We start from the raw sequence: 23,272 nt of genomic DNA on the forward strand, positions 1-23,272 counted from the left end.
GGCGCATGGTCGCCGGCCGCTACGAACTGTCCACGCTCATCGGGCAGGGCGGCATGGGCCAGGTCTGGACGGCGTACGACCGCAGGCTCGACCGGCGCGTGGCGGTGAAGCTGCTGCGCCCGGACAAGGTGGCGGGCCAGGAGGCGGACGAACTGCGCCGCCGGTTCGTGCGCGAGTGCCGGGTGACCGCGCAGGTGGACCACCCCGGTCTGGTGACGGTGCACGACGCGGGCAGCGAGGGCGAGGAGCTGTTCCTCGTCATGCAGTACGTCGACGGCGCCGACCTCTCCGACCACCTCGCCGAGCACGACCCGTACCCGTGGCAGTGGGCGGTCGCGGTGGCCGCGCAGCTGTGCGCCGTGCTGAGCGCCGTGCACGCGGTGCCGATCGTGCACCGCGACCTCAAGCCGCGCAACGTGATGGTGAAGCAGGACGGCATGGTCACCGTCCTCGACCTGGGCGTGGCCTCGGTCATGGACACCGACACCACCCGCCTCACGCACACCGGCTCCCCGATCGGCTCGCCCGCCTACATGGCGCCGGAGCAGGCGATGGGCGGCGCGGTCGGCCCGTACACCGACCTGTACGCGCTGGGTGTGCTGATGCACGAACTGCTGAGCGGGGAGGTCCCGTTCGCCGGTTCCACGGCGCTGGGCGTGCTGCACCGGCACCTGTACGAACCGCCGCTGCCCGTGCGCCGGATCCGCCCCGAGGTGCCCGAGGCGCTGGAGACGCTGGTGCTGCGGCTGCTGGCCAAGGACCCCCAGCACCGCCCAGCGTCCGCGCAGGAGGTGTACGAGGACCTGGCACTGCTGCTGCCCGCGCGCGGGACGCCCACGGGCGCGCCCCTGGACCCCACCCGCCCCTTCCTGCGCCCGCACGCCCCCTGGCCGGACCGCGCCAGGACCCCCGCGCCGCAGCCCGCCCCGGTCGCGCCCGCCCCGCCGGTGGCCGAGAAGCCCGACGTCGCCGCCGCCGTGGACGAGGTCAAGCGCCTGCTGGGCGAGGGCCGCATCACGCAGGCCGTCGACATCTTGGGCGCGATCCTGCCGGCCGCCGCCGAGCAGCACGGCGAGCACTCCCCGGTCGTACGCACCCTGCGCAAGCAGTACGCGGCCACGCTCATGGACGACGGCCAGTACCGGCGCGCGCTGCCCGAACTGCGCCGCCTCGCCGACGAACGCGCCGCCGAGGCCGGCCAGGCCGACCCGCAGTCGCTGCGCTACCGCTACGAGGCCGCGCAGTGCCTGGAGCAGCTGGGCGAACCGGCGGCGGCGCTGGCCGAGTACCGCGCGCTGCTGCCGTACTACGAGAACCAGTACGTCTCCGGGGACCCGCAGCTCGCCCACGAGGTCCGCCGCCGCATCGGCCACCTCCTGCTCGCCCTCGGCGACCGCCCGGCCGCGCACGACACGCTCGCCCGGCTGTGCCTGGACGTGGAGCGGCTGCACGGACCCGGCCATCCGATGGCCATGGAGGTCCGCCGGACCCTCCAGTGGCTGGGACAGGTGCGCGGATAGGTACGCGGCGGTGCCCGAAGCGCGGGCGAATCGTTGGTCGAATGGGTTGGCCGCGGCCCGCCCACTGCCTACCATCGATCACCGCAAGACTTTGTGCACCGTCGCACAATCTCCTCAGGAGGTTTCCTTGCACCGCCGCCGTCGCACCGCGCTCGTCCTCACCGCCGCGATCGCCGCCGCGGCACCCCTGCTGACCGCCTGCGGAAACGATGCGCATCCGGGCGCCGCGGCCGTCGTCGGCGGACAGCGGATCACCGTCGCCCAGCTGGAGAACCGGGTCGACGAGGTCCGCAAGGCCCAGCGGGCCGCGGTGCCGAACGAGACGCAGTACCAGCAGGTCGTCTCCTCCACCAGCAGCCTGACCCGCGACACCCTGCACAACATGGTGCTCGACCGGGTGCTGCACCGTGCCGCGCGGGACCACGGCATCTCGGTCACCCGCAAGGAGATCCAGCAGATGCGCGGGGACCTGGAGCGGCAGGCCGGCGGCAGCAAGGGCCTGGAGACGGCCTGGCTGCAGAAGTACGGCATCGCCCCGGCCCGCCTCGACGACAACCTGCGCCTGCAGCTGGAGGCGCAGAAACTCGCCTCCAGGCTCGGCACCGACACCAGCCAGCCCGCCTTCTGGAAGGCCCTGTCCAAGGCCTCGGAGGAGCTCCACGTCGACCTCAACCCGCGCTACGGCTCCTGGGACGTGCAGAAGAGCAGCCGGGTGGACGCCGAGACACCGTGGGTGCGGGAGGTCACGACGGCGGGCGGCCAGCCGGTCACGGCGTAGGCCGACCGCGGCGTAGGCGGGCCGGGGGCCCGAGCAGCGGGTCCGGTCATACGATCACACGATCCCCTCGGCCCTGTGGACAACGCGATCCGCTCCCCGGGGCCGTGGGTTACGTTCGGTTCGTGAACGGAATCAGCCCCGAACCCCGCCCCGAACCCCGCCCCGGAACCCGCCCGCAGCCCGGTCCGGACGCCGCCCCGCAGGCCGCCCCCGGCCGCATCGTCCTGCTCACCACCAGCCACCGCGTCGCCCCCGGCCTGCTGTCCTGGCCCGCCTGGCAGGCCCTGCGCACCGCCGACGCCGTGCTGTGCGCGGACGGCGCCCATCCACAGCTGCCGTATCTGCGCGAGGCCGGGATAGCGGTGGCGCAGGCGTCCCCCACCGCCCAGGAGCTGGTGGACACCTGCGCCGGCGGGCGCACGGTGGTGGTCGTGGCGACGGGCGAGGGCGAGCCGGCGCTCACCGACGGCCTCGCCCGGCTGGCCGGCTCCGGCCGGGTCGCCATGCCGGAGCTGGAGCTGCTCCCCGCCTCCTACGACCTGCCCGGCGCCCGCCTGCTGGACCTCGTGCAGGTCATGGACCGCATCCGCGCCGAATGCCCCTGGTCCTCCCGGCAGACCCATGAGGGCCTGGCGAAGTACGGCATCGAGGAGGCGTACGAACTGGTCGAGGCGATCGAGGCCGGCGACCGCGAGGAGCTGCGCGAAGAGCTGGGCGACGTCCTCCTCCAGGTCGTCTTCCACTCCCGGATCGCCGAGGAGGACCCCGACGCGCCGTTCTCCGTCGACGACGTCGCCGGCGGCATCGTCGCCAAGCTCATCCACCGGCACCCGCACGTCTTCGGCGACGAGCAGGCCGAGACCCCCGAGGACGTCAAGGAGCACTGGCTGCGCACCAAGGCCGAGGAGAAGCAGCGCACCTCCGTCACCGACGGCGTCCCGCTCGGCCAGCCCGGCCTGGCCCTCGCCGCCAAGCTCGCTTCCCGCACCCGGACGGCCGGCCTGGACGTCCCGCTCCCGCGGGGAGAGGGCATCGGCTACGAACTGCTGGCGCTGGCGGTACGCGCCGAGGCGGACGGCATCGACCCGGAGGCGGCACTCCGCGCGGCGGCACGGGCGTACCGGGACGCGATACGCGCGGCGGAGCGCGACGGCGGGAGCGGGGCCGAGTGAGCGACGGCGCGTGCGGCAGCTGAGGGGAAGGAGGGGGAAAAGGCAGTCGGGAAGGAGGTGTCGGGAAGGAGCGTCGGTCTCCTCACGGGACGTCGGAACGCCGGCGTCAGTACCGTTGGCGTAGAGCGTGACGGCGATGCGTTGGGGGCTTGCGTGGGGCTGGATCTGACGGGCGTGGGGGCCCAGGTGCTCGTGGCGGGGCTGCGCTCGGTGGAGTGGGCGGGGGTGCGTGACCGGTTCGCGGAGTGGTTCCGCAAGCACGACGCCCCCGCGTTCGCGGCCAAACTCCCCTCCGCCCGGCTGTCCGCCACCAGCGTCTCCGGGCTGGAGGAGCGGACCTGGCGCAACCGTCTGGTCAGCACGCTCCTGTTCGCCCTGGACGGGGAGGCGGCGGAGGAGCAACTGCGCGAGCTGATCAGGGAGAGGGGCGAGGTGTTACCGGAGGCGGAGCAGAGCCCGGCCCGCCCCGCGGACCACGTCGATTTCCGCAACGGCACCTTCCACGGGCAGGTGGTAGGCGTCCAGATCCAGCACGCCTACGGCGGCCCGCAGGCCTTCGCCGGCACCGGGCCGGCCGACTGGCCGACGGCGACCGAGCTGGAGCCGCTCGCGCACGGGGTGCGGCCGGCCCGGCGGGTGAAGGGGCTGCCGCAGCTGCCGCCCTACGTCGAGCGGGAGGCCGACGGCGCCGTCGGCACGGCGCTGGCGGACGGCGGGCTCGTGGTGGTGCTCGGGGAGCCGTTCGCGGGCAAGTCGCGCACGGCGCTCGCGATCCTGGCGGCCGAGCTCCCGACGGCCCGGGTGTATGCGCCGGACGCCGGGGCGGACCTGCGCGGCCTGCCCGACATGCTGCGCGGCGCGGCGGAGCACCACGTGCTGTGGCTCGACGACCTCGACGGCCACCTCGGGGACGGCGGGCTGGAGCCGCGGCTGCTGGCACGGCTGGCCGGCCTGGGAACGGTCGTACTCGCCACCTTGCGGGAGGACGCCTACGACGAGTACCGGCAGACCCCGCGCGGCCGGGTGCTGGACCTGGCGCAGATCGTGGAGCTGCCCCGCGAGTGGACGGACGCCGAGCGGGCCCGCGCCGCCGCGTCGAAGGACCCGCGGCTGACGGAAGCCGCGGGGGACTGCGAGGCGGAGGGGATCGCGGCCCACCTCGCCGTGGAACCGCCGCTGTGGGCGGACTTCCGGCGCGCCCGGCGCAAGCACCCGCGGGGACAGGCGCTGGTGCGGGCGGCGATCGACCTGGCGCGCTGCGGCCTGCGCGGACCGCTGCCGCAGGACCTGCTCGAAGAGGTGGCCGAGGGCTACGGGCCGGCGGCCGGGACGCAGACGGAGACGGTCGAGGAGGCCCTGGAGTGGGCCGCCAGGGAGCGGTACGGGGTGCTGCCGCTGCTGCGGCGCGTCGGACCGCGGGCCTGGGCGGCGGCGGGGCCGCTGGTGGGCGCCGCCCGGCACGACGAGGAGTATCCGCCGGTGGACGGCGCGCTGTGGCAGCGGGCGCTGGACGTCGCGCGGACGGGCGAGGGGCACGACGCCGGGCTGGTGACCACCCTGGCGGGCGCCGCGTTCGAACGGGCCGTCCAGGCGGGGGACCGGCAGGCGATGTACCGGCTCGGGCTGCTGGAGGAGTACGAGGGGCACCGGCAGGAGGCCGAGGCCTGGTTCCGCAGGGCGGCCGGGGCCGGGGTGGCCGAGGCGGCCGGCCGGCTCGGACGACTTCTGGCGGAGCGCGGGGAGGGCAAGGAGGCGGAGCCGTACCTGGAGCGGGCCGCCGAGGCCGGGGACGGCCGGGCGGCGACGCTGCTCGGAAAGCTGCTGCGCGACCGCGCGGCGAAGTGGCTTCGGGCGGGGGCGGCCCGGAAGGACCCGGAGGCCGTGCACCTGCTGGCCGATCTGCTGATGACGAGCGGCGGGGCCGACCAGTTGTGGGATCTGTACCACACGGCGTCGGCCGCGGGACGGACCGAGGTGGCCCGGAGCATCGGCATGTGGCTCCTGGTGTGGAACCACCGCATCGCCGGCCAGGCCTGGCTGCGCCGCGCGGCGGACGCCGGGGACGAGGAGGCCGCCGACATGCTCGAGCACGCCGAACGGCCGGACACGCTGGAGGACGCCTTGAGCTACTTCGAGCCCAGCGCCCTCTACCCCTTGGACCGCGCCCACTACGGGGCCGTGCTGGAGGCCGCGGGCCGCACGGAGGACGCACGCGACCACTACCGCGTGGGCTACGAGCAGGGTGACGCCTACGGCGCCTACCGCCTGGCCGTCCTGCTGGAGGAGCAGGGCAGCCGGGAGGCGGCGCGTGGCTGGTACCGCAAGGCCGCCGAGCTGGGCCACCCCGCCGCCCTGAAGGCGCTCGGCGAGGTGCCCGCCGGGCCGGATACCGTCAGGGAGTGACCAACGAGCCCGGCCCCCCGACCGCCCCCGCCCTCTTCACCTGGGAGTTCGCCGCCGATCCGTACCCCGCCTACGCCTGGCTGCGCGAGCACGCGCCGGTGCACTGGACGCGGTTGCCGAGCGGTGTCGAGGCGTGGCTGGTCACCCGGTACGCCGATGCCCGGCAGGCGCTGGCCGACCAGCGGCTGAGCAAGAACCCGGCGCATCACGACGAGCCCGCGCACGCCAAGGGCAAGACCGGCATCCCGGGTGAGCGCAAGGCCGAGCTGATGACGCACCTGCTGAACATCGACCCGCCGGACCACACCCGGCTGCGCAGGCTGGTCAGCAAGGCGTTCACCCCCCGCCGGGTCGCCGAGTTCGCCCCCCGGGTGCAGGAGCTGACCGACGGCCTCATCGACCGGTTCGCGCAGAGCGGCTCGGCCGACCTCATCCACGAGTTCGCCTTCCCGCTGCCCATCTACGCCATCTGCGACCTGCTCGGCGTCCCGCGCGAGGACCAGGACGACTTCCGGGACTGGGCGGGCATGATGATCCGGCACGGCGGAGGCCCCCGGGGCGGGGTCGCCCGGTCGGTGAAGAAGATGCGCGGCTATCTCGGCGAGCTGATCCACCGGAAGCGGGAGGCGCTGCCCGCCGTGCCCGCGCCCGGCGAGGACCTGATCTCCGGCCTCATCCGGGCCTCCGACCACGGCGAGCACCTCACCGAGAACGAGGCCGCCGCCATGGCCTTCATCCTGCTGTTCGCCGGCTTCGAGACGACGGTCAACCTCATCGGCAACGGCACCTACGCCCTGCTCACCCACCCCGGGCAGCGCCGCCGGCTGCAGGAGTCCCTGGCCCGCCACGAGACCGGCCTGCTGGCGACCGGCGTGGAGGAACTCCTGCGCTTCGACGGCCCGGTGGAGCTGGCCACCTGGCGGTTCGCCACCGAGCCGCTGACCATCGGCGGGCAGGACGTCGCGGCGGGCGATCCGGTGCTCGTCGTCCTCGCCGCCGCCGACCGGGACCCGGAGCGGTTCGCCGACCCGGACGTGCTGGACCTCGCCCGCCGCGACAACCAGCACCTCGGGTACGGGCATGGCATCCACTACTGCCTGGGCGCGCCGCTCGCCCGCCTGGAGGGCCAGACCGCGCTCGCGACCCTGCTCACCCGGCTGCCGGACCTGCGGCTCGCCGCGGACCCGGCGGAGCTGCGCTGGCGCGGCGGGCTCATCATGCGCGGCCTGCGCACCCTGCCGGTGGAGTTCACGCCGGTCGGCGGGGACGGCGGCGGTCAGTAGTCCAGTTCCGCGAACCACTCGCCCCGGCCGCCCGGCGTCAGGTCGAGCAGGTGCCAGACGGGGCAGAGGAGGTCGATGCCGCGCTGGTCGACGTCCTCGGCCATGCGGGGGCGGGCGGAGTAGAAGTGGCGGACCGTGCCGTCGGCGTCCCGGGTGAAGACGGAGACCGTGGAGTCCTGGACGCCGTCCGCGTCCTCGCTGCCCAGGTCGTACTTGAAGGTGCTGTCCCCGCAGCTCAGCAGGCGCAGCCGGGACCAGCCGCGGGTGCGGGCGTGCTGCCGCAGGACGGGCGGGTCGGCGGCGGCCACGACGACGAGGTCGGCGTTCTGGGCGAGGTGGTGGGCGATGCCGTTGTAGCCGTCGATCCACAGGGTGCACATCGGGCACGGACTGGTCTGCCGTTTGCCGTACATGAAGTGGTAAACGATCAACGGCCGGCCGGGGCCGGTGAACAGCCGGCTCAGGGTGACCTCGCGCACCGGGGTGTCGCCCGCGTCGAGGTCGGCGGGGCCTTCGAGGAAGACGTAGTCGTCGACCTCGGGGCCCGGGGGAAGCGCCCTGCGCCGGGCCGCGACTTCTTCGCGGTGGCGCATGAGGTCGATCTCGGCGTGGCGGAGTTCCTCGCGGGCGGCGAGGTACTCCGCGGACTCGCCGGGAAGTCGGGTGTGCCGGAACATCGTGGTCCCTCCTGGCTGGGAAGCCCCCCAGGTCATGTCGGGTCCATGGTTCCGGTTGCCGCCCCGGCCCGCGGTGCGACGGCGCCGTTCCCGACGGGTGACGGCGGGGTGTGGGAGCGAATGGTGACGGCCCCTCAGCCGGAAGATGACAACATCTCAACTCTGTGATCTTCACGTGATCTGCGCGGCATGAACTTGTGACAAGTGATCGTCTGCCGATACGTTCACCCATCAGCGCGGCGACCGGCTCCATCCGCCGCGCCGGCTCTGCTGTCGCTCGAAAGGCTTCTGCATGCTCTCCGGGAACGGTCGACACCGTCGCCCCCGCCAGGCCCCCGCCCTCCTCGTCGCGGCCGGCGTGACCGGCTCCGCCATCGCCATCCCGCTCCTCGGCGCGGCGAGCGCCAACGCGGCCGACGGCACCACGTGGGACAAGGTGGCCGAATGCGAGAGCGGCGGCTCCTGGAGCGCGGACACCGGCAACGGGTACTACGGCGGCCTGCAGATCTCGCAGGACGACTGGAACGCCTACGGCGGCGGCCAGTACGCGGCCAGCCCCGACCAGGCCAGCCGCAACCAGCAGATCGCCGTCGCCGAGAAGATCCTCGCCGACAAGGGCACCTCCCCGTGGGCCACCTGCGCCCTGCTGTCCGGGCTGACCACGGGCTCGGGCTCCTCCGTGGACGTCGACACGGGCGTCGGCGGCTCCGGTGACACGGACGGTTCGGGCGACTCGTCCGGATCGACCGAGAAGTCCGATACATCCGGCAACTCCGGCTCCTCCGACGCCTCCGAGGGCTCCGGCCCGTCCGGTCGGCCGGACGCGTCGCCCTCCACCGGTGCCGGCTCCGACGCCAACTCCGGCTCGGGCTCCGGCTCCTCGTCGGACGCGACCGCCGAGCCGGGCGGGAAGCCGGACAAGGGTGCCGGTACGGACACCGGCTCCAAGGGGACCAAGGGCCCCAAGTCGGACAAGTCCGCCTCGCCGGACGCCGGAGACTCGCGGGGATCCGCCCCGACGGCCACCCCGGGCACCGGTGCGGCGGACAACCCCCAGCAGGCCGCCGGTTCCTGGAGCCTGGTCGACACCGGGGCCCTCAGTGGCGGGCGCCACCGCGGGGCGAGCGCGGACGAAAACGTGACGAGCGGTCAGGAAGTCACCTCTTCCGGACGGCACGCAGCGCGCGAAACGGACACGTACACCGTCCGCGAGGGCGACACCCTCGCCTCCATCGCCGACTCCCTTGAGGTCGACGGCGGGTGGCACGCGCTCTACGTCGGCAACAAGAAGGCCATCGGGGCCGACCCGAACCACATCAGCGCCGGTCAGACCCTGGAAGTCGAGGGCGAAACCGACGCGAAGTAGCCGGAGTTGACGCCCCACTTAGCGCCTTAATGTCCGGTTTGGCGAAAGTGTGGGATGAGTCTCAGAAGCCCTGATCGTCTTTGAAATTCCGCGGATCGCGTGTCTACGGTCGAGGCCGCTCGTCACCACGAGCCCCGGCAGTCGCAACGCCGAATCCTGCCAGCGGTTGCCCGGGAACAGTCGTCGCGTCAAGCGCCGTAGGCAGGAGCGGGGGACCCAAGGTAAGTGCCGGGCCCGGCAGTTGACTGCCGGACCGGCTGGGGGTGAAGCCGCGCCACCCGCGACAGCGGGAGCGCGGCCGGGCAACTCAACCGGCCCGAACCCGACAGCTCACCTCGCAGGCGTCGGTGAGGGGATCGATCCATGCTGTTTACCGGCAAGGGCAAGCACCGTCGTCCGTCCAAGGCCGTTCGCGCCATCACGCTCGCCGGTGTCACCGGTGCCGCCGTCGCCGCCCCGCTGATGGCGGCCGGCAACGCCTCCGCCGCCACCTCCGCCGAGTGGGACAAGGTCGCCCAGTGCGAGTCCGGCGGCAACTGGTCCATCAACACCGGCAACGGCTACTACGGCGGTCTGCAGTTCTCCGCCTCCACCTGGGCCGCGTACGGCGGCACCGCCTACGCCCCGCAGGCCAACCAGGCCAGCAAGGCACAGCAGATCGCGGTCGCCGAGAAGGTCCTCGCCGCGCAGGGCAAGGGCGCCTGGCCGGTCTGCGGCACGGGCCTGTCCGGCACCCCGTACAACGGCTCGGCGCCGAGCACCTCCTCGAACTCGGGCAGCGGCACCGGCACCACCACCACCCGCTCCACCGAGCAGCAGAGCGCCTCCCGCTCCGCGGAGCGTCCGGCCGCGAGCGCGAGCAAGGGCCAGAGCAAGACCGTCACCACCCCGACCGGCAAGAAGGTCAAGAAGGGCGACGGCGAGTACAAGGTCGTCACCGGCGACACGCTCAGCACCATCGCCCAGAAGCACCACGTGCAGGGCGGCTGGAAGAAGCTGTTCGAGCTGAACAAGGACATCGTCGAGGACGCCAACCTGATCTACCCGGGTCAGCAGCTGCACCTGAAGTGACACCCGGCTGCCGGCCGGATCACCGGGCCCGCACATCCGTGCGGGCCACCCTGAAGACCCCCGTGCGGGCCACCCCCCGGTCCCCACGGGCTCCCCGCCCCGGTGCGTGTTCCCCCGTACGCACCGGGGCGGGGTTTTTTCATGCCTCCCGCCACCCCCTTTGTTTCAGGCGGGAACAAAAGGTAGCGTCGCCTTGTCCACGGGACGGTCGGTCGGTGGCCGACGCCCCCGGGACGGTTAGGCTCTAGGCGCAAGGCACACCAGCCCCGCACTTCCAGCGTCACATCCAAGAAGGAGATGCTCGTGCCGTCCATCGACGTCGTCGTAGCCCGGGAAATCCTGGACTCCCGAGGCAACCCCACGGTCGAGGTCGAGGTCGGCCTCGACGACGGCAGCACGGGTCGTGCCGCCGTTCCGTCCGGCGCCTCGACCGGCGCCTTCGAGGCCATCGAGCTCCGCGACGGTGACCCGAACCGCTACCAGGGCAAGGGCGTCGAGAAGGCCGTCCTCGCCGTCATCGAGCAGATCGGCCCGGAGCTGGTCGGCTACGACGCCACCGAGCAGCGCCTGATCGACCAGGCCATGTTCGACCTGGACGCCACCGACAACAAGGGCTCCCTCGGCGCCAACGCCATCCTCGGCGTCTCGCTCGCCGTCGCCCACGCCGCCTCCGAGGCCAGCGACCTGCCCCTGTTCCGCTACCTGGGCGGCCCGAACGCGCACCTGCTGCCGGTGCCGATGATGAACATCCTGAACGGCGGCTCGCACGCCGACTCCAACGTGGACATCCAGGAGTTCATGATCGCCCCGATCGGCGCGGAGTCCTTCTCCGAGGCCCTGCGCTGGGGCACCGAGGTCTACCACACCCTGAAGAAGGTCCTGAAGAGCAAGGGCCTGTCCACCGGCCTCGGCGACGAGGGCGGCTTCGCCCCGAACCTCGGCTCCAACCGCGAGGCCCTCGACCTCATCCTCGAGGCCATCAAGGAAGCCGGCTACGCCCCCGGTGAGCAGATCGCCCTCGCCCTCGACGTGGCCGCCTCCGAGTTCTACAAGGACGGCAAGTATCTCTTCGAGGGCAAGGAGCGCTCCGCCGCCGAGATGACGGAGTACTACGAGGAGCTCGTCGCGGCCTACCCGCTCGTCTCCATCGAGGACCCGCTGTTCGAGGACGACTGGGCCGGCTGGAAGGTCATCACCGACCGTCTCGGCGACAAGGTCCAGCTGGTCGGTGACGACCTGTTCGTCACCAACCCCGAGCGCCTGGCCCGTGGCATCGAGGAGGGCACCGCCAACGCCCTGCTCGTGAAGGTGAACCAGATCGGCTCGCTGACCGAGACCCTGGACGCCGTCGAGCTGGCCCAGCGCAACGGCTTCAAGTGCATGATGTCCCACCGCTCCGGCGAGACCGAGGACGTCACCATCGCCGACCTGGCCGTCGCCACCAACTGCGGCCAGATCAAGACCGGCGCCCCGGCCCGCTCCGAGCGCGTCGCCAAGTACAACCAGCTGCTGCGCATCGAGGAGATCCTCGACGACGCCGCGGTGTACGCCGGCCGCAGCGCCTTCCCGCGGTTTCGCTCCGCGAACCAGTAGGCACAGCAAGGGCTGAGCCAGCCCGGGCTAAGTCTCAGCCAGTCGTACGTACGTCCCCGTACCCGGTCCCGTACCGTGTCCGGGGACGTACGCACGTGTGAAAGGGGAGGCGGAGAGCCAGATGGCCGTGAAGGACCGGGACCGTTTCTCCACCGCGACCAGGCTGCGGCTGCTCGGCGAGCAGACGGCGGCCCGGGTCTACCGTTCCCAGACCAAGCGGCAGGCCCGCCGCTCCCGCCTCACCGGCCGCGCGGCGCTGCTCGCGCTGGTGCTGTGCTCCCTGATCGTCGCCCTCGCCTACCCGATGCGTCAGTACGTCTCCCAGCGCGCGGAGATCGCCGACCTCCAGCGGCAGCGGGAGCAGGCCCGCGAGCGCGTCGAGCAGCTGCGTGACCTGAAGGCGCGCTGGCAGGACGACGCCTACGCCGAGCAGCAGATCCGCCGCCGGCTGCACTACGTGAAGCCCGGCGAGACCGGGTACGTGGTCGTCGACCCGGGTGCGGCCAGACCGTCCCGCGCCGACCTCGGGGCCGCCCACCGGCCCTGGTACGCGAACGTCTGGGACGGCGTCGACAAGTCCGACGCGTCCGACCAGTGAGCCGGCGTCACGGCCGGTACGACCAGAAAGCCACTCTGAAAGCAGTCATGGAAACGCCTCCGCCGCCCACTCCGCGCACCGAGCCCACCGACGCGGACGTAGAGGCCTTCAAGCAGCAGCTGGGCCGCCCGCCGCGGGGCCTGCGGGCCATCGCGCACCGCTGCCCGTGCGGCCAGCCGGACGTCGTGGAGACGGCTCCGCGCCTGCCCGACGGCACCCCCTTCCCGACGCTCTACTACCTGACGTGCCCCAAGGCGTCCTCCGCCATCGGCACGCTGGAGGCGAACGGCGTGATGAAGGAGATGACCGAGCGGCTGGGGACCGATCCCGAGCTGGCCGCCGCCTACCGGGCCGCGCACGAGGACTACATCCGCCGCCGGGACGAGATCGAGGTCCTGCAGGGCTTCCCGAGCGCCGGCGGCATGCCGGACCGGGTCAAGTGCCTGCACGTGCTCGTCGCCCACTCGCTGGCCGCCGGACCGGGCGTGAACCCGCTCGGCGACGAGGCCCTGGCGATGCTTCCGGAGTGGTGGAGCAAGGGCGCCTGCGTGACGCTCGACGACGGTGAGGGGGAGGGGAAGTGACCCGCGTCGCCGCCGTCGACTGCGGCACCAACTCCATCCGCCTGCTGGTCGCCGACGCCGACCCGGCGACGGGTGAACTGACCGAGCTGGACCGCCGCATGACGATCGTGCGGCTCGGCCAGGGCGTCGACCGCACCGGCCGGCTCGCGCCCGAGGCGCTGGAGCGCACCTTCGCGGCCTGCCGCGAGTACGCGGCCGTCATCAAGGAGTACGGCGCCGAGCGCCTCCGCTTCGTGGCCACCTCCGCCTCCCGCGACGCCGAGAACCGGGACGACTTCGTGCAGGGCGTGCTGGACATCCTCGGGGTCGAGCCGGAGGTCATCTCCGGCGACCAGGAGGCCGAGTTCTCCTTCACCGGCGCCACGAAGGAACTGACCGGCCGCACCGACCTGACCCGGCCCTACCTGGTCGTGGACATCGGCGGCGGCTCCACCGAGTTCGTCGTCGGCGACGACCACATGCGCGCCGCCCGCTCGGTGGACGTCGGCTGCGTGCGGATGACCGAGCGGCACCTGGCGCACGGGGGCCGGGTGAGCGACCCGCCCACCGAGGAGCAGATCGCCGCGATAAGGGCCGACATCGAGGCCGCCCTGGACCTCGCCGAGCAGACGGTCCCGCTGCGCGAGGCGCACACCCTGGTGGGCCTGGCCGGGTCCGTCACCACGGTGTCCGCGATCGCCCAGGAGCTGCCCGCGTACGACTCCGCGCGCATCCACCACTCCCGGATCTCCCGGGACCGGGTGCGGGAGATCACCGAGTGGCTGCTGCGTTCCACGCACGCCGAGCGGGCCGCGGTCCCCTCCATGCACCCGGGCCGGGTCGACGTCATCGGCGCGGGCGCCCTCGTCCTGCTGTCGATCATGGAGCGGATCGGGGCCGAGGAGGTCGTGGTGAGCGAGCACGACATCCTCGACGGCATCGCGTGGTCGGTGGCGTAGCTCTCTTTTGTTACCCGTCGGTAGCCATCTGCTGAGCAGGTTGGATAACGTCTGAGCGCGGTCGAGGGCCCCCTTGAGGGGCCCTCTGTCGCAGCCGGGCGGAAAAGTTCGTGAAGTTCTTCACAAGGAATTCCCGCCGGTCGGTCCCCGGAAGGGGGTCCATTGGCCCTTCCGGGGGGTCAAGGGCCGTTTGAACATGTTCAGATGAGGGGCGCGGGAGGGGCCCGGAAGGGGTTGTTCCGAAGGTGTCACGATGCCCTCACGGCCACCCCGAAGGGCCGGAGAGGCAGCTCACGCGGCCTTGACAACGGGGCGAAGCACCCAGCGGTTCCCCGCTGTCCACATGACCTGCGTCACGCGGGTCGCGGAGTTTAACACAGGCCCTGTCGGAGCTTGTGAAGGGGCGCACGAGCGACCCCCCGTTGGCGGGTGGATACTCGATGGCATGAGCACCACGGAGCGTCCCAGGATCCTCGTAGTAGGCGGTGGGTACGTAGGCCTGTACGCAGCTCGGCGCATCCTCAAGAAGATGCGCTACGGAGAGGCGACCGTCACGGTCGTCGACCCCCGGTCGTACATGACCTACCAGCCCTTCCTCCCCGAAGCCGCCGCCGGCAGCATCTCCCCTCGGCACGTCGTCGTCCCGCTGCGACGCGTCCTGCCGAAGGCGGAGGTCCTCACCGGCCGGGTCACCACCATCGACCAGGACCGCAAGGTCGCCACGATCGCCCCGCTGGTGGGCGAGGCGTACGAGCTGCCCTTCGACTACCTGGTCATCGCGATGGGCGCGGTCTCCCGCACCTTCCCGATCCCCGGCCTCGCCGAGCAGGGCATCGGCATGAAGGGCATCGAGGAGTCCATCGGCCTGCGCAACCACGTCCTGGAGCAGCTGGACAAGGCCGACTCCACGAACGACGAGGAGATCCGCCGCAAGGCGCTCACCTTCGTCTTCATCGGCGGTGGCTTCGCGGGTGCGGAGACCATCGGCGAGGTCGAGGACATGGCGCGGGACGCCGCCAAGTACTACAAGAACGTGTCCCGCGAGGACATGCGTTTCATCCTCGTCGACGCCGCCGACAAGATCCTCCCCGAGGTCGGCCCCAAGCTCGGCCAGTACGGCAAGGAGCACCTCGAGGGCCGCGGTGTGGAGATCTACCTCTCCACCTCGATGGAGTCCTGCGTCGACGGCCACGTCGTGCTGAAGAACGGGCTGGAGGTCGACTCCAACACGATCGTGTGGACCGCCGGCGTCAAGCCGAACCCGGCCCTCGCCCGCTTCGGCCTGCCCCTCGGCCCGCGCGGCCACGTCGACTGCGAGCCCACGCTCCAGGTCAAGGGCACGGACTACATCTGGGCCGCCGGCGACAACGCGCAGGTCCCGGACCTCGTCGGCCGCAAGGCGGGCAACGAGAACGCCTGGTGCCCGCCGAACGCCCAGCACGCGCTGCGCCAGGCCCGGGTCCTCGGCGACAACGTGGTCTCCGGCATGCGGGGCTTCCCGCAGAAGGAGTACGAGCACGCCAACAAGGGTGCGGTCGCCGGTCTCGGCCTGCACAAGGGCGTGGCGATGATCGTCATGGGCAAGATGAAGATCAAGCTCAAGGGCCGCCTCGCCTGGTACATGCACCGTGGCTACCACGGTCTGGCGATGCCGACCTGGAATCGCAAGATCCGCGTCTTCGCCGACTGGACCCTCGCCATGTTCCTCAAGCGCGAGGTCGTCTCCCTGGGCGCCATGGAGAACCCCCGCGAGGAGTTCTACGAGGCCGCCAAGCCCGCGCCGGTCGCCGCCGCGAGCAAGTCCGAGGAGAAGGCCAAGGCCTCCTGACTCCCGGTCACCGATAGTCCCTCCGGTCACCGACCGGTTCGGAAGACCTCCCGCCATCCGTGGTGCGGGAGGTCTTCCGGCGTTTCCGGGCACCCATCCGCATGGTTTCTGCAACCGTTTTGCCCAGTCGTAACTCCTTTGCGGGACTGCGCCGACGGACGCGTGATGTTTACGTGGTATCCGGCATCCGGGATCGTCGTCTTGGAGGTGTGCGCCATGGCCGACGCCGCGTCGCGGCTGAGGAGTCTTGCCGAGCAGATGCTGGGAGCCCCGCTCCCGCTGCGCCTGAAAGCCTGGGACGGGTCGCAGGCCGGCCCGCCCGACGCGCCGGCGCTCGTCGTGCGCAACCGCCGCGCCCTGCGCCGCATGCTGTTCAGACCGGGCGAACTGGGCCTGGCCCGCGCCTGGGTCTCCGGCGACCTGGAGATCGAGGGCGACCTGTACGCCGCGCTCGACGTGCTGGCGGGCCTGGTCTGGGAGCGCGGGGAGGACGCCCGCGGCCTCCTCCAGGCCGTGCGCGACCCCGAGGTCCGGGCCGCCGCCCGGGAGCTGCTGAAACTGGCCGGCCCGCCGATCCCGCCCGCGCCACCGCGCGAGGAGATCCGCAGACCCCGCCGGCGCCTGCACACCCGCCGCACCGACAAGCGGGCCATCAGCCACCACTACGACGTCGGCAACGACTTCTACGAGATCGTCCTCGGCCCCTCCATGGTGTACTCCTGCGCCTACTGGGAGGAGGCCGGAACCCTGGAGACCGCCCAGCGCGACAAGCTCGAACTGATCTGCGCCAAGCTGGGCCTGAAGGAGGGTCAGCGGCTGCTGGACGTCGGCTGCGGCTGGGGCTCCATGGCCATCCACGCGGCCCGCGAGTACGGCGTCGGCGTGGTCGGCGTCACGCTGTCCCAGGAGCAGGCGGCGTACGCCCGCAAGCGCGTCGCGGACGAGGGGCTGACCGACCGGGTGGAGATCAGGGTCCAGGACTACCGGGACGTCGTGGACGGCCCCTTCGACGCGATCTCCTCCATCGGCATGGCCGAACACGTCGGCGCCGAGAAGTACCTGGAGTACGCCCGCCAGCTGTACGACCTGCTCAAGCCCGGCGGCCGGCTGCTCAACCACCAGATCGGCCGCCGCCCGCAGCGGGACGAGTCGGCGTACGAGGTGGACGAGTTCATCGACTCCTACGTCTTCCCCGACGGCGAACTCGCCCCCGTCGGCACCACCGTCACCCAGCTGGAGCGGGCCGGCTTCGAGGTCCGGGACGTGGAGTCCATCCGCGAGCACTACGCCCTCACCCTGCGCCGCTGGGTCGCCAACCTGGAGGCCGACTGGGACCGCGCGGTCCGGCTGACCAGCCCCGGCCGCGCCCGGGTCTGGCGGCTGTACATGGCCGCCTGCGCGCTCGCCTTCGAAGGCAACCGCATCGGCGTCAACCAGGTCCTGGCGGTCCGCACCCCCGAGTCCGGCACTTCCGGACTCCCGCTGCGGCCCCGCACCTGGCACGGCTGACAGCGGTACGGCACGGCACAAGGGGGCCCCGTCCCGCGGGGCCCCCTTCGCCGTCGTACGGCCGCCTACTCGGCCTTGATGGCCGCCAGCATGTTCAGCCGGGCCGCCCGGCGGGCCGGCCACAGCGCGGCCAGGACGCCCACCGTGCCCGCCAGCAGCAGGAACACCGCCATCCGGCCCCACGGCAGCACCAGCTCGTACGTCGACATCTTCGTGCCCAGCAGCTCACCGGCCGCCCAGCCGAAGAACACGCCCAGACCGATGCCCAGCACCCCTCCGAACACGGAGATCACCAGGGACTCCAGGCGGACCATCCGCTTGACCGCCCGGCGGTCCAGGCCGATCGCGCGGAGCATGCCGATCTCCTGGGCGCGCTCGAAGACGGACATCGCCAGCGTGTTGATGACGCCGAGCACCGCGACGATCACCGCCATGCCGAGCAGGCCGTAGACCATGTTCAGCACCTGCGTGAACATCTTGCCGATCTCGTGGGAGATGTCCTGCTTGTCCTGCACCTTGATCGCCGGGTTGGAGCCGAGGGCCTTCTCCAGCCCGTCCTTGGCCCCGTCGGAGGCGCCGTCGGCGGTCTTGACCATGACCTGCATGTCGGCCGGGTCGGTCAGGTGCGGGGTGAGGACCTTGTTGTCGAGGATGATCCCGTTGAGCATGTCGTTGCCCTCGTAGACCCCCGCGACCGTCAGCCGCTCGGCCCTGCCGTCCTCGAAGTGCGCGGTGAAGCGCGAACCGGCCTTCCAGCCGAACGACCTGGCCCGGTCCTCGTCCACGACCACCCGCGTGCCGCCCACGGTGAAGGAACCGTCGGTCACCTTCAGGTCCGTCAGCTTGCCGATCGCCGCGCCGTTGACGCCGGTCAGGTATTCCGTCTCGCCGTCGATACGGGACTCGCCGTTGCGCAGCGGGCTGCTCTCGGTGACCCCGGCGGCGCCGGCGAGCTTCTTCTCCACCTCGGGGGAGAGCGGGCCGCGGTTGGCCATCGAGACGACGTAGTCGGCGCGGATCGCCGAGGAGGCCATCTTGTCGATGGACTTCTGCAGGCTGCCCGCCATCACCGTCATGCCGGTGATCAGGGTCAGGCCGATCATCAGCGCGGAGGCGGTGGCCGCGGTCCGGCGCGGGTTGCGCACCGAGTTCTGGCGGGCCAGCTTGCCCGACACCCCGAAGGCACGCAGCACCGGTGCGGCTGCGGCGATCAGCGGGCGGGACAGCAGCGGGGTCAGCACGAACACGCCGATGATGAGCAGGCCCGCGCCGATGCCCAGCGCGCCCTGGCCGGTGTCGGCCTCCATCCTCGTGCCCGCGAGGACCACCGCGACGCCGGCCGCCGCGAACAGCGAGCCCAGCGTGTTGCGCAGCACCAGCGACTTGGTGGTCGCCTTGGCGTGCACGCTGCTCATGGCCGCCACCGGCGGGATCTTCGCGGCCCGGCGGCCGGGCAGCCAGGCGGCCAGCATGGTGACGACGATGCCGACGGCCAGCGCGGAGGCCACCGTGCCGGGGCTGATCACCAGCGGCCCGTCGGGCACGCTCTCGCCGAAGGAGCCCAGCAGGGACCGCAGCCCCGCACCGATGCCGACACCGGCGGCCAGACCGGTCACACCGGCGACCGCGCCGACCGCGAACGCCTCGATGAGCACCGAGCGGGTGACCTGCCGGCGGGAGGCGCCGACCGCCCGCATCAGGGCCAGCTCGCGGGTGCGCTGGGCGACCAGCATGGTGAAGGTGTTGGCGATGATGAACGTGCCGACGAACAGGGCGATACCGGCGAACACCAGCAGCAGCTGCTTCAGGCTGCTCATGGACGAGGAGATCGCCCGCGCCTGGTCGTCGGCGAGCTGCTTGCCGGTGGTGGTCTCCACGAGCCCGGCCGGCAGCGCCTTGTCCAGCTCGGCCTTGAGCGCCGTCTGGCTGGTGCCGGGCGCGGCCTGCACGTCGATCTCGTCGTACGTGCCCTTCTTGCCGAACAGGGCCTGCGCGGTCGGGGTGTCGAACAGGGTGAGGCTGCCGCCCGCGGCCACGTTGCCGTCGTCGGTGGTGAAGATGCCGCTGACGGTCGGGGTGAGGACGGGACCGTCGACGGAGAGGCGGACGGTGTCGCCGACCCGGTAGCCGGCCCGCTTCGCGGTCGCGGAGTCGATCAGCACCTCGTCCCTGCCGTGCGGGGCGTGGCCGCCGACCAGGGGGTAGCGGGGGTCCTTCGAGCCCCAGTAGTTGCCGCCGGCCGACTGCCAGTCGCCGCCGACGAGCTTGCCGTCCTTGTCGGCGACGGCGGTGAAGCCGGTGACCACACCGGTGGCGGAGGCGGCGCCGGGAACCCGGGCGGCCTTCTTCAGCAGGGCCTGGGTCAGCTCGGGGTTCTTGCCGACCTGGTCGCCCTTGGAGTCCTGGTACTCGGGCTGTACGGCGACGTCGACCCGGTCGAAGCCCTTGGCGGAACTCTTCTGGTAGGCGTCGGAGATGGTGTTGGTGAAGACGAGCGTCCCGGAGACGAAGGCCACGCCGAGCATGACGGCGAGCACGGTCATCAGCAGCCGGGCCTTGTGCGCGAGGACGTTGCGCAGGGCGGTGCGGAACATCAGCTGGTACGGCCCTTCGCGTCGAACTGCTTCATCGTGTCGAGGACGGAGTCGGCCGTCGGGGCGTACATCTCGTCGACGATCCGCCCGTCGGCCAGGAAGATCACGCGGTCCGCGTAGGCGGCGGCCACCGGGTCGTGGGTCACCATGACCACCGTCTGGCCCAGCTCGCGCACGGAGTTGCGCAGGAAGCCGAGGACCTCGGCGCCGGAGCGCGAGTCCAGGTTTCCGGTCGGCTCGTCACCGAAGATGATCTCGGGCCGGGAGGCGAGGGCCCGGGCCACGGCGACGCGCTGCTGCTGGCCGCCGGACAGCTGCGCGGGCCGGTGGCCGAGCCGCCCGGACAGCCCCACCATCTGGATGACCCGGTCCAGCCACGCCTTGTCCGGCTTCCGGCCGGCGATGTCCATCGGGAGGGTGATGTTCTCCAGGGCGGTCAGCGTCGGCAGCAGGTTGAACGCCTGGAAGATGAAGCCGATCTTGTCCCGGCGCAACTTGGTGAGCTGCTTGTCCTTCAGGGAGCCCAACTCGGTGTCACCGATGCGGACGGACCCGGAGGAGAAGGTGTCCAGTCCGGCCACGCAGTGCATCAGCGTGGACTTCCCGGAGCCGGACGGGCCCATGATCGCGGTGAACTCGGCCGCACGGAAGTCGACCGAGACCCGGTCCAGGGCGACCACCCGGGTCTCACCCTGCCCGTAGATCTTCGACAGCTCCGTGGCGCGTGCGGCCACGGCGGTGGTCCGGCCGGCGGTGGGTGTGGTGGTCACGGGAGGGTGCTCCTGTCGGGATGACGTGTGTTCCTGGGGACCGCTCCATCGTCTCGGCGCGAGACGCGCGTGTAGTCAGCCGCTGTTCCGGTTCCGGAGGGCGACTCGGGTCGGACGGAGCGGCCCGGTGTCATACCTGGGGAGGACGGGCGACCCTGACTCCCGTCGCGCACGGAGAGCTTGCAGAGAACAGGTGGACCGCCCTCGTTCGGACGGTGAAATTCCGTCATTTCGCGTACGCGCGCACAGCCGTCACGTCACGCTATTGGCAAGTGCGGATGGCGCGTACCGTCGGCTGATGCTCCCTCAGACGTCAATAAAATAAGACAACATCGGTCCGCCCGTCCGCTGTTCGGGGGATGGGTCCCGATAGGCTCGAACCTCGAAGCGGAGCCCATGGCCTGCCCGGATGGTGGAATGCAGACACGGCGAGCTTAAACCTCGCTGCCCCTTCGCGGGCGTGCCGGTTCGAGTCCGGCTCCGGGCGCTGAACCGCAAATGCGGTTTGACCTGGTGAAAAGTCCGGGACTCGTGGTCGCTCTTTCGTGTCGCTGGCGCACCGCTGGCGCACCGCTTCTCTAACTTGCTCTTCATGGCATACGTGAAACCGATGAAGAACGCGGATGGGGTGGTCACGAGCCACCGCGTCCGCTGGCGCCTCGGGGGCGCCAGAGACGGCGAGTGGCAGAGCGAGAGATTCGACGGAGACGAGGCCGGCGAGAAGGCGGCCGAGGTGTTCTGCGAGGCAGTCAACGAGGCCGGGCAGCAGTGGCCCCTCGGCTGGGTGAAGGGCCAGGGGTACATCGCCCCCGACGCGGAAGTCCCCGACGAGGACCGCTACCGGTTCCGGACGTACGCGCTGGCCATGTTCGACAACAAGACGGGCATCCAGGAGCAGTACCGCAAGGACTGCGTCCGCGACCTGGAGCGGTACGTCTTCCCCACGTTCGGCCACTGCGACGTCCGCTCGCCTGAGCACTTCTCGCACGACACGGTGCAGGCGTGGGTGCGCCAGCTGGAGAAGACCAAGGTCCACAAGGGGCGGGCGCCGAAGAACGGCACGCCGAAGCTGCATCCCATGTCGCCCAAGACGATCCGCAACCTGCACGGCCTGGTGTCGGCCGTGCTGCAGAAGGCGGTGAACTCGGAGCCGCCGCTGCGCTCGCGCAACCCCTGCGAGCTGACGTCGCTGCCGCGTACGGACGACGATGGCGCGGACGGCGGCGAGGACATCGAGTTCCTCACCCCCGACGAGGTCGACGGGGTCATCTCCTGCATGGAGCGCCGTGCCGACCAGCTGCTGGCGATCGTGAAGTACGGCACCGGCATGCGGTGGGGCGAGATCTCCGCGCTGGCACCGGAGTGCCTGGTCGACTGGCGCGCGGACAAGCCGAAGATCCGGGTCAAGCGGGCCTGGAAGAAAGACGGCAACGGCGGCTACTACATCGGGGCGCCGAAGTCGCGTCGCGGCCGGCGCACGCTGCGGGTGTCCTCGGTCGTGGTGGACGCCGTCGAGGAGCTGGGCGGCGAGGACAACGACGAGCCGGGCCGGCTGTTCTTCACCGGCGACCACGGCAAGCGGCTGCACTACTCGACGTTCTACGACCGGTGGCAGCGGGCGGTGCACCGGGCGAAGGCGCTCGGGCTGCTGCCGAGCCACAAGAGCCCGACCCCGCACGACCTTCGTCACAGCCACGCGGCCGTGCTGCTGTCGGAGGGGCGCGGCCTCACGTACGTCCAGCGGCGGCTGGGCCACGAGTCGATCAAGACGACGTCGGACACGTACGGGCACCTGCTGCCGGAGGCCGACGACGAGGCGATGGAGGCCATCGACCGCTCACTGAACCGCGGGGGAACCGGCGGCGACAGGCCGCCAGCTCAGCGCTCGCCCGGCGGCGGCCCGAAACCTCCCGTGGCCCCGGCCGCGCCGGGCAGCACGGTATACGTCGCGGTGTTCCCGGGCGGTCACCAAGAGGCGTTCTGGCAGGACGTCTTCGCGCGGTTGGTCGCCGATGTGTGGAAGCTGGAGCGGCGCCAGGAGGTACGTGTTGAGGAGCGGTCGGCGTCGCTGTGGGAGGCCCGCCACGGAAGCCTGGACGGCGTCCACCCGGCCATGCCCGGCCGTGTGAAGGTCTGGGCCCTCGGGCCGGCTGTCTACGGCCCTGACGGCGAGCAGCAGGCCACCACGCCGGACGCTCACGAGCTGCGTGAGGTGTGGGTGTGGGAGTGGGAGGACGGCTACACCACCTCGCCGGCGCGGTACGAGGCGCAGCACCGGCCGGGGCTCGCCGCGCAGACGGAGGCGCGGGCCTGGGGCACGGACAAGAAGCACGTCCGGTCCGCGTACGTGAAGGCGCGGGCGAGGGCGTTGCAGATCTGCCCGAAGCACCCGGCGGTGGTGAAGGCCGGGGTGGGTCAGTCCGAGGCCTGATCCTCCCGGGTGTTCTCCACGATGCTCAGGAATGGCCGCGGGCCGCGACGCTGCTCGGGGCGGGGCGGCCCGGGGCCGCGTCCGGCTGTGGCTGTGTGGCCCACCGCGACGGACGAGTGTTGGTACTCGGCGGGGGGGGTGGCCAGGAGATAGGCAG

At 71.8% G+C, this 23,272-nt stretch carries 17 protein-coding genes, 1 tRNA gene and 1 riboswitch; of the genes, 15 read left to right on the plus strand and 3 right to left on the minus strand.

From position 1 onward, the window contains the following. Positions 1-5: 5 nt before the first annotated feature. From ABZ923_RS28120 to ABZ923_RS28140, 5 genes are all read left to right on the plus strand, one after another. Complete coding sequence (locus ABZ923_RS28120) at positions 6-1,520, plus strand: serine/threonine-protein kinase (protein ID WP_361476776.1); 1,515 nt, start codon at positions 6-8, stop codon at positions 1,518-1,520. 127 nt (positions 1,521-1,647) lie between these two features. Further along, on the plus strand, positions 1,648-2,298 hold the full coding sequence (locus ABZ923_RS28125) for a SurA N-terminal domain-containing protein (RefSeq protein WP_361476744.1): 651 nt from the start codon (positions 1,648-1,650) through the stop codon (positions 2,296-2,298). Positions 2,299-2,429: 131 nt separating this feature from the next. Next, positions 2,430-3,470: a nucleoside triphosphate pyrophosphohydrolase gene (locus ABZ923_RS28130; protein ID WP_361476778.1), complete on the plus strand. Its 1,041-nt coding sequence runs from the start codon at positions 2,430-2,432 to the stop codon at positions 3,468-3,470. Between the two features lie 153 nt (positions 3,471-3,623). After that, entirely contained in the window at positions 3,624-5,873 is a 2,250-nt protein-coding gene (locus tag ABZ923_RS28135) for a hypothetical protein (protein ID WP_361476746.1), read from the plus strand. Next, entirely contained in the window at positions 5,870-7,156 is a 1,287-nt protein-coding gene (locus ABZ923_RS28140; protein WP_361476748.1) for a cytochrome P450, read from the plus strand. Before ABZ923_RS28135 ends, ABZ923_RS28140 begins: the two co-directional genes overlap by 4 nt. Here ABZ923_RS28140 and ABZ923_RS28145 read toward each other — a convergent pair. Beyond that, the gene (locus ABZ923_RS28145) at positions 7,150-7,833 is read right to left on the minus strand and encodes a DUF899 family protein (protein WP_361476750.1); all 684 of its coding nucleotides are present in this window, start codon (positions 7,831-7,833) and stop codon (positions 7,150-7,152) included. The genes ABZ923_RS28140 and ABZ923_RS28145 overlap by 7 nt on opposite strands. Before the next feature lie 292 nt (positions 7,834-8,125). Here ABZ923_RS28145 and ABZ923_RS28150 point away from each other — a divergent pair, with 292 nt between their 5' ends. The 8 genes from ABZ923_RS28150 (at position 8,126) to ABZ923_RS28185 (ending at position 17,320) form a co-directional block, all read left to right on the plus strand. Continuing rightward, positions 8,126-9,199 carry a transglycosylase family protein gene (locus tag ABZ923_RS28150; protein WP_361476752.1) on the plus strand — a complete coding sequence of 358 codons (1,074 nt, stop codon included), beginning with the start codon at positions 8,126-8,128 and terminating at the stop codon, positions 9,197-9,199. 183 nt (positions 9,200-9,382) lie between these two features. Then, positions 9,383-9,558, plus strand: a riboswitch (cyclic di-AMP (ydaO/yuaA leader). Between the two features lie 4 nt (positions 9,559-9,562). Further along, a complete protein-coding gene (locus ABZ923_RS28155; RefSeq protein WP_361476754.1) occupies positions 9,563-10,270 on the plus strand; it encodes a transglycosylase family protein in 708 nt (235 codons plus the stop codon). Positions 10,271-10,567: 297 nt separating this feature from the next. Then, positions 10,568-11,863, plus strand: a complete 1,296-nt coding sequence (eno, locus tag ABZ923_RS28160; protein ID WP_361476756.1) for a phosphopyruvate hydratase — start codon at positions 10,568-10,570, stop codon at positions 11,861-11,863. Between the two features lie 121 nt (positions 11,864-11,984). Continuing rightward, positions 11,985-12,461 carry a septum formation initiator family protein gene (locus tag ABZ923_RS28165; RefSeq protein WP_361476758.1) on the plus strand — a complete coding sequence of 159 codons (477 nt, stop codon included), beginning with the start codon at positions 11,985-11,987 and terminating at the stop codon, positions 12,459-12,461. A gap of 47 nt (positions 12,462-12,508) precedes the next feature. After that, positions 12,509-13,045: a DUF501 domain-containing protein gene (locus ABZ923_RS28170; RefSeq protein ID WP_361476760.1), complete on the plus strand. Its 537-nt coding sequence runs from the start codon at positions 12,509-12,511 to the stop codon at positions 13,043-13,045. Next, the gene (locus ABZ923_RS28175; RefSeq protein ID WP_361476762.1) at positions 13,042-13,983 is read left to right on the plus strand and encodes a Ppx/GppA phosphatase family protein; all 942 of its coding nucleotides are present in this window, start codon (positions 13,042-13,044) and stop codon (positions 13,981-13,983) included. The genes ABZ923_RS28170 and ABZ923_RS28175 overlap by 4 nt, the downstream gene beginning before the upstream one ends. 445 nt (positions 13,984-14,428) lie before the next feature. After that, complete coding sequence (locus ABZ923_RS28180) at positions 14,429-15,811, plus strand: NAD(P)/FAD-dependent oxidoreductase (protein WP_361476764.1); 1,383 nt, start codon at positions 14,429-14,431, stop codon at positions 15,809-15,811. Between the two features lie 216 nt (positions 15,812-16,027). Then, positions 16,028-17,320, plus strand: a complete 1,293-nt coding sequence (locus ABZ923_RS28185) for a cyclopropane-fatty-acyl-phospholipid synthase family protein (RefSeq protein ID WP_361476766.1) — start codon at positions 16,028-16,030, stop codon at positions 17,318-17,320. A 65-nt stretch (positions 17,321-17,385) separates the two neighbouring features. On the opposite strand, the gene ABZ923_RS28190 is transcribed toward ABZ923_RS28185, so the two are convergent. Continuing rightward, positions 17,386-19,914 carry an ABC transporter permease gene (locus ABZ923_RS28190; protein ID WP_361476768.1) on the minus strand — a complete coding sequence of 843 codons (2,529 nt, stop codon included), beginning with the start codon at positions 19,912-19,914 and terminating at the stop codon, positions 17,386-17,388. Next, positions 19,914-20,684 carry an ABC transporter ATP-binding protein gene (locus ABZ923_RS28195; protein ID WP_361476770.1) on the minus strand — a complete coding sequence of 257 codons (771 nt, stop codon included), beginning with the start codon at positions 20,682-20,684 and terminating at the stop codon, positions 19,914-19,916. The genes ABZ923_RS28190 and ABZ923_RS28195 overlap by 1 nt, the downstream gene beginning before the upstream one ends. 403 nt (positions 20,685-21,087) lie before the next feature. On the opposite strand from ABZ923_RS28195, the gene ABZ923_RS28200 reads away from it, so the two are divergent. Continuing rightward, positions 21,088-21,171, plus strand: a tRNA-Leu gene (locus ABZ923_RS28200). A gap of 105 nt (positions 21,172-21,276) precedes the next feature. After that, on the plus strand, positions 21,277-23,115 hold the full coding sequence (locus ABZ923_RS28205) for a site-specific integrase (protein ID WP_361476772.1): 1,839 nt from the start codon (positions 21,277-21,279) through the stop codon (positions 23,113-23,115). Positions 23,116-23,272 lie beyond the last annotated feature (157 nt).

Origin of the sequence: Streptomyces sp. NPDC046881 (assembly GCF_040645015.1) — a bacterium.
Classification (GTDB): domain Bacteria; phylum Actinomycetota; class Actinomycetes; order Streptomycetales; family Streptomycetaceae; genus Streptomyces.

Bases quoted from the DNA above. Each gene is read 5' to 3' on its own strand.
- ABZ923_RS28120 (WP_361476776.1), top strand. From the start codon at position 6: ATGGTCGCCGGCCGCTACGAACTGTCCACGCTCATCGGGCAGGGCGGC.
- ABZ923_RS28145 (WP_361476750.1), bottom strand. From the start codon at position 7,833: ATGTTCCGGCACACCCGACTTCCCGGCGAGTCCGCGGAGTACCTCGCC.
- ABZ923_RS28150 (WP_361476752.1), top strand. From the start codon at position 8,126: ATGCTCTCCGGGAACGGTCGACACCGTCGCCCCCGCCAGGCCCCCGCC.
- ABZ923_RS28155 (WP_361476754.1), top strand. From the start codon at position 9,563: ATGCTGTTTACCGGCAAGGGCAAGCACCGTCGTCCGTCCAAGGCCGTT.
- eno (WP_361476756.1), top strand. From the start codon at position 10,568: ATGCTCGTGCCGTCCATCGACGTCGTCGTAGCCCGGGAAATCCTGGAC.
- ABZ923_RS28165 (WP_361476758.1), top strand. From the start codon at position 11,985: ATGGCCGTGAAGGACCGGGACCGTTTCTCCACCGCGACCAGGCTGCGG.
- ABZ923_RS28170 (WP_361476760.1), top strand. From the start codon at position 12,509: ATGGAAACGCCTCCGCCGCCCACTCCGCGCACCGAGCCCACCGACGCG.
- ABZ923_RS28180 (WP_361476764.1), top strand. From the start codon at position 14,429: ATGAGCACCACGGAGCGTCCCAGGATCCTCGTAGTAGGCGGTGGGTAC.
- ABZ923_RS28185 (WP_361476766.1), top strand. From the start codon at position 16,028: ATGGCCGACGCCGCGTCGCGGCTGAGGAGTCTTGCCGAGCAGATGCTG.
- ABZ923_RS28190 (WP_361476768.1), bottom strand. From the start codon at position 19,914: ATGTTCCGCACCGCCCTGCGCAACGTCCTCGCGCACAAGGCCCGGCTG.
- ABZ923_RS28205 (WP_361476772.1), top strand. From the start codon at position 21,277: ATGGCATACGTGAAACCGATGAAGAACGCGGATGGGGTGGTCACGAGC.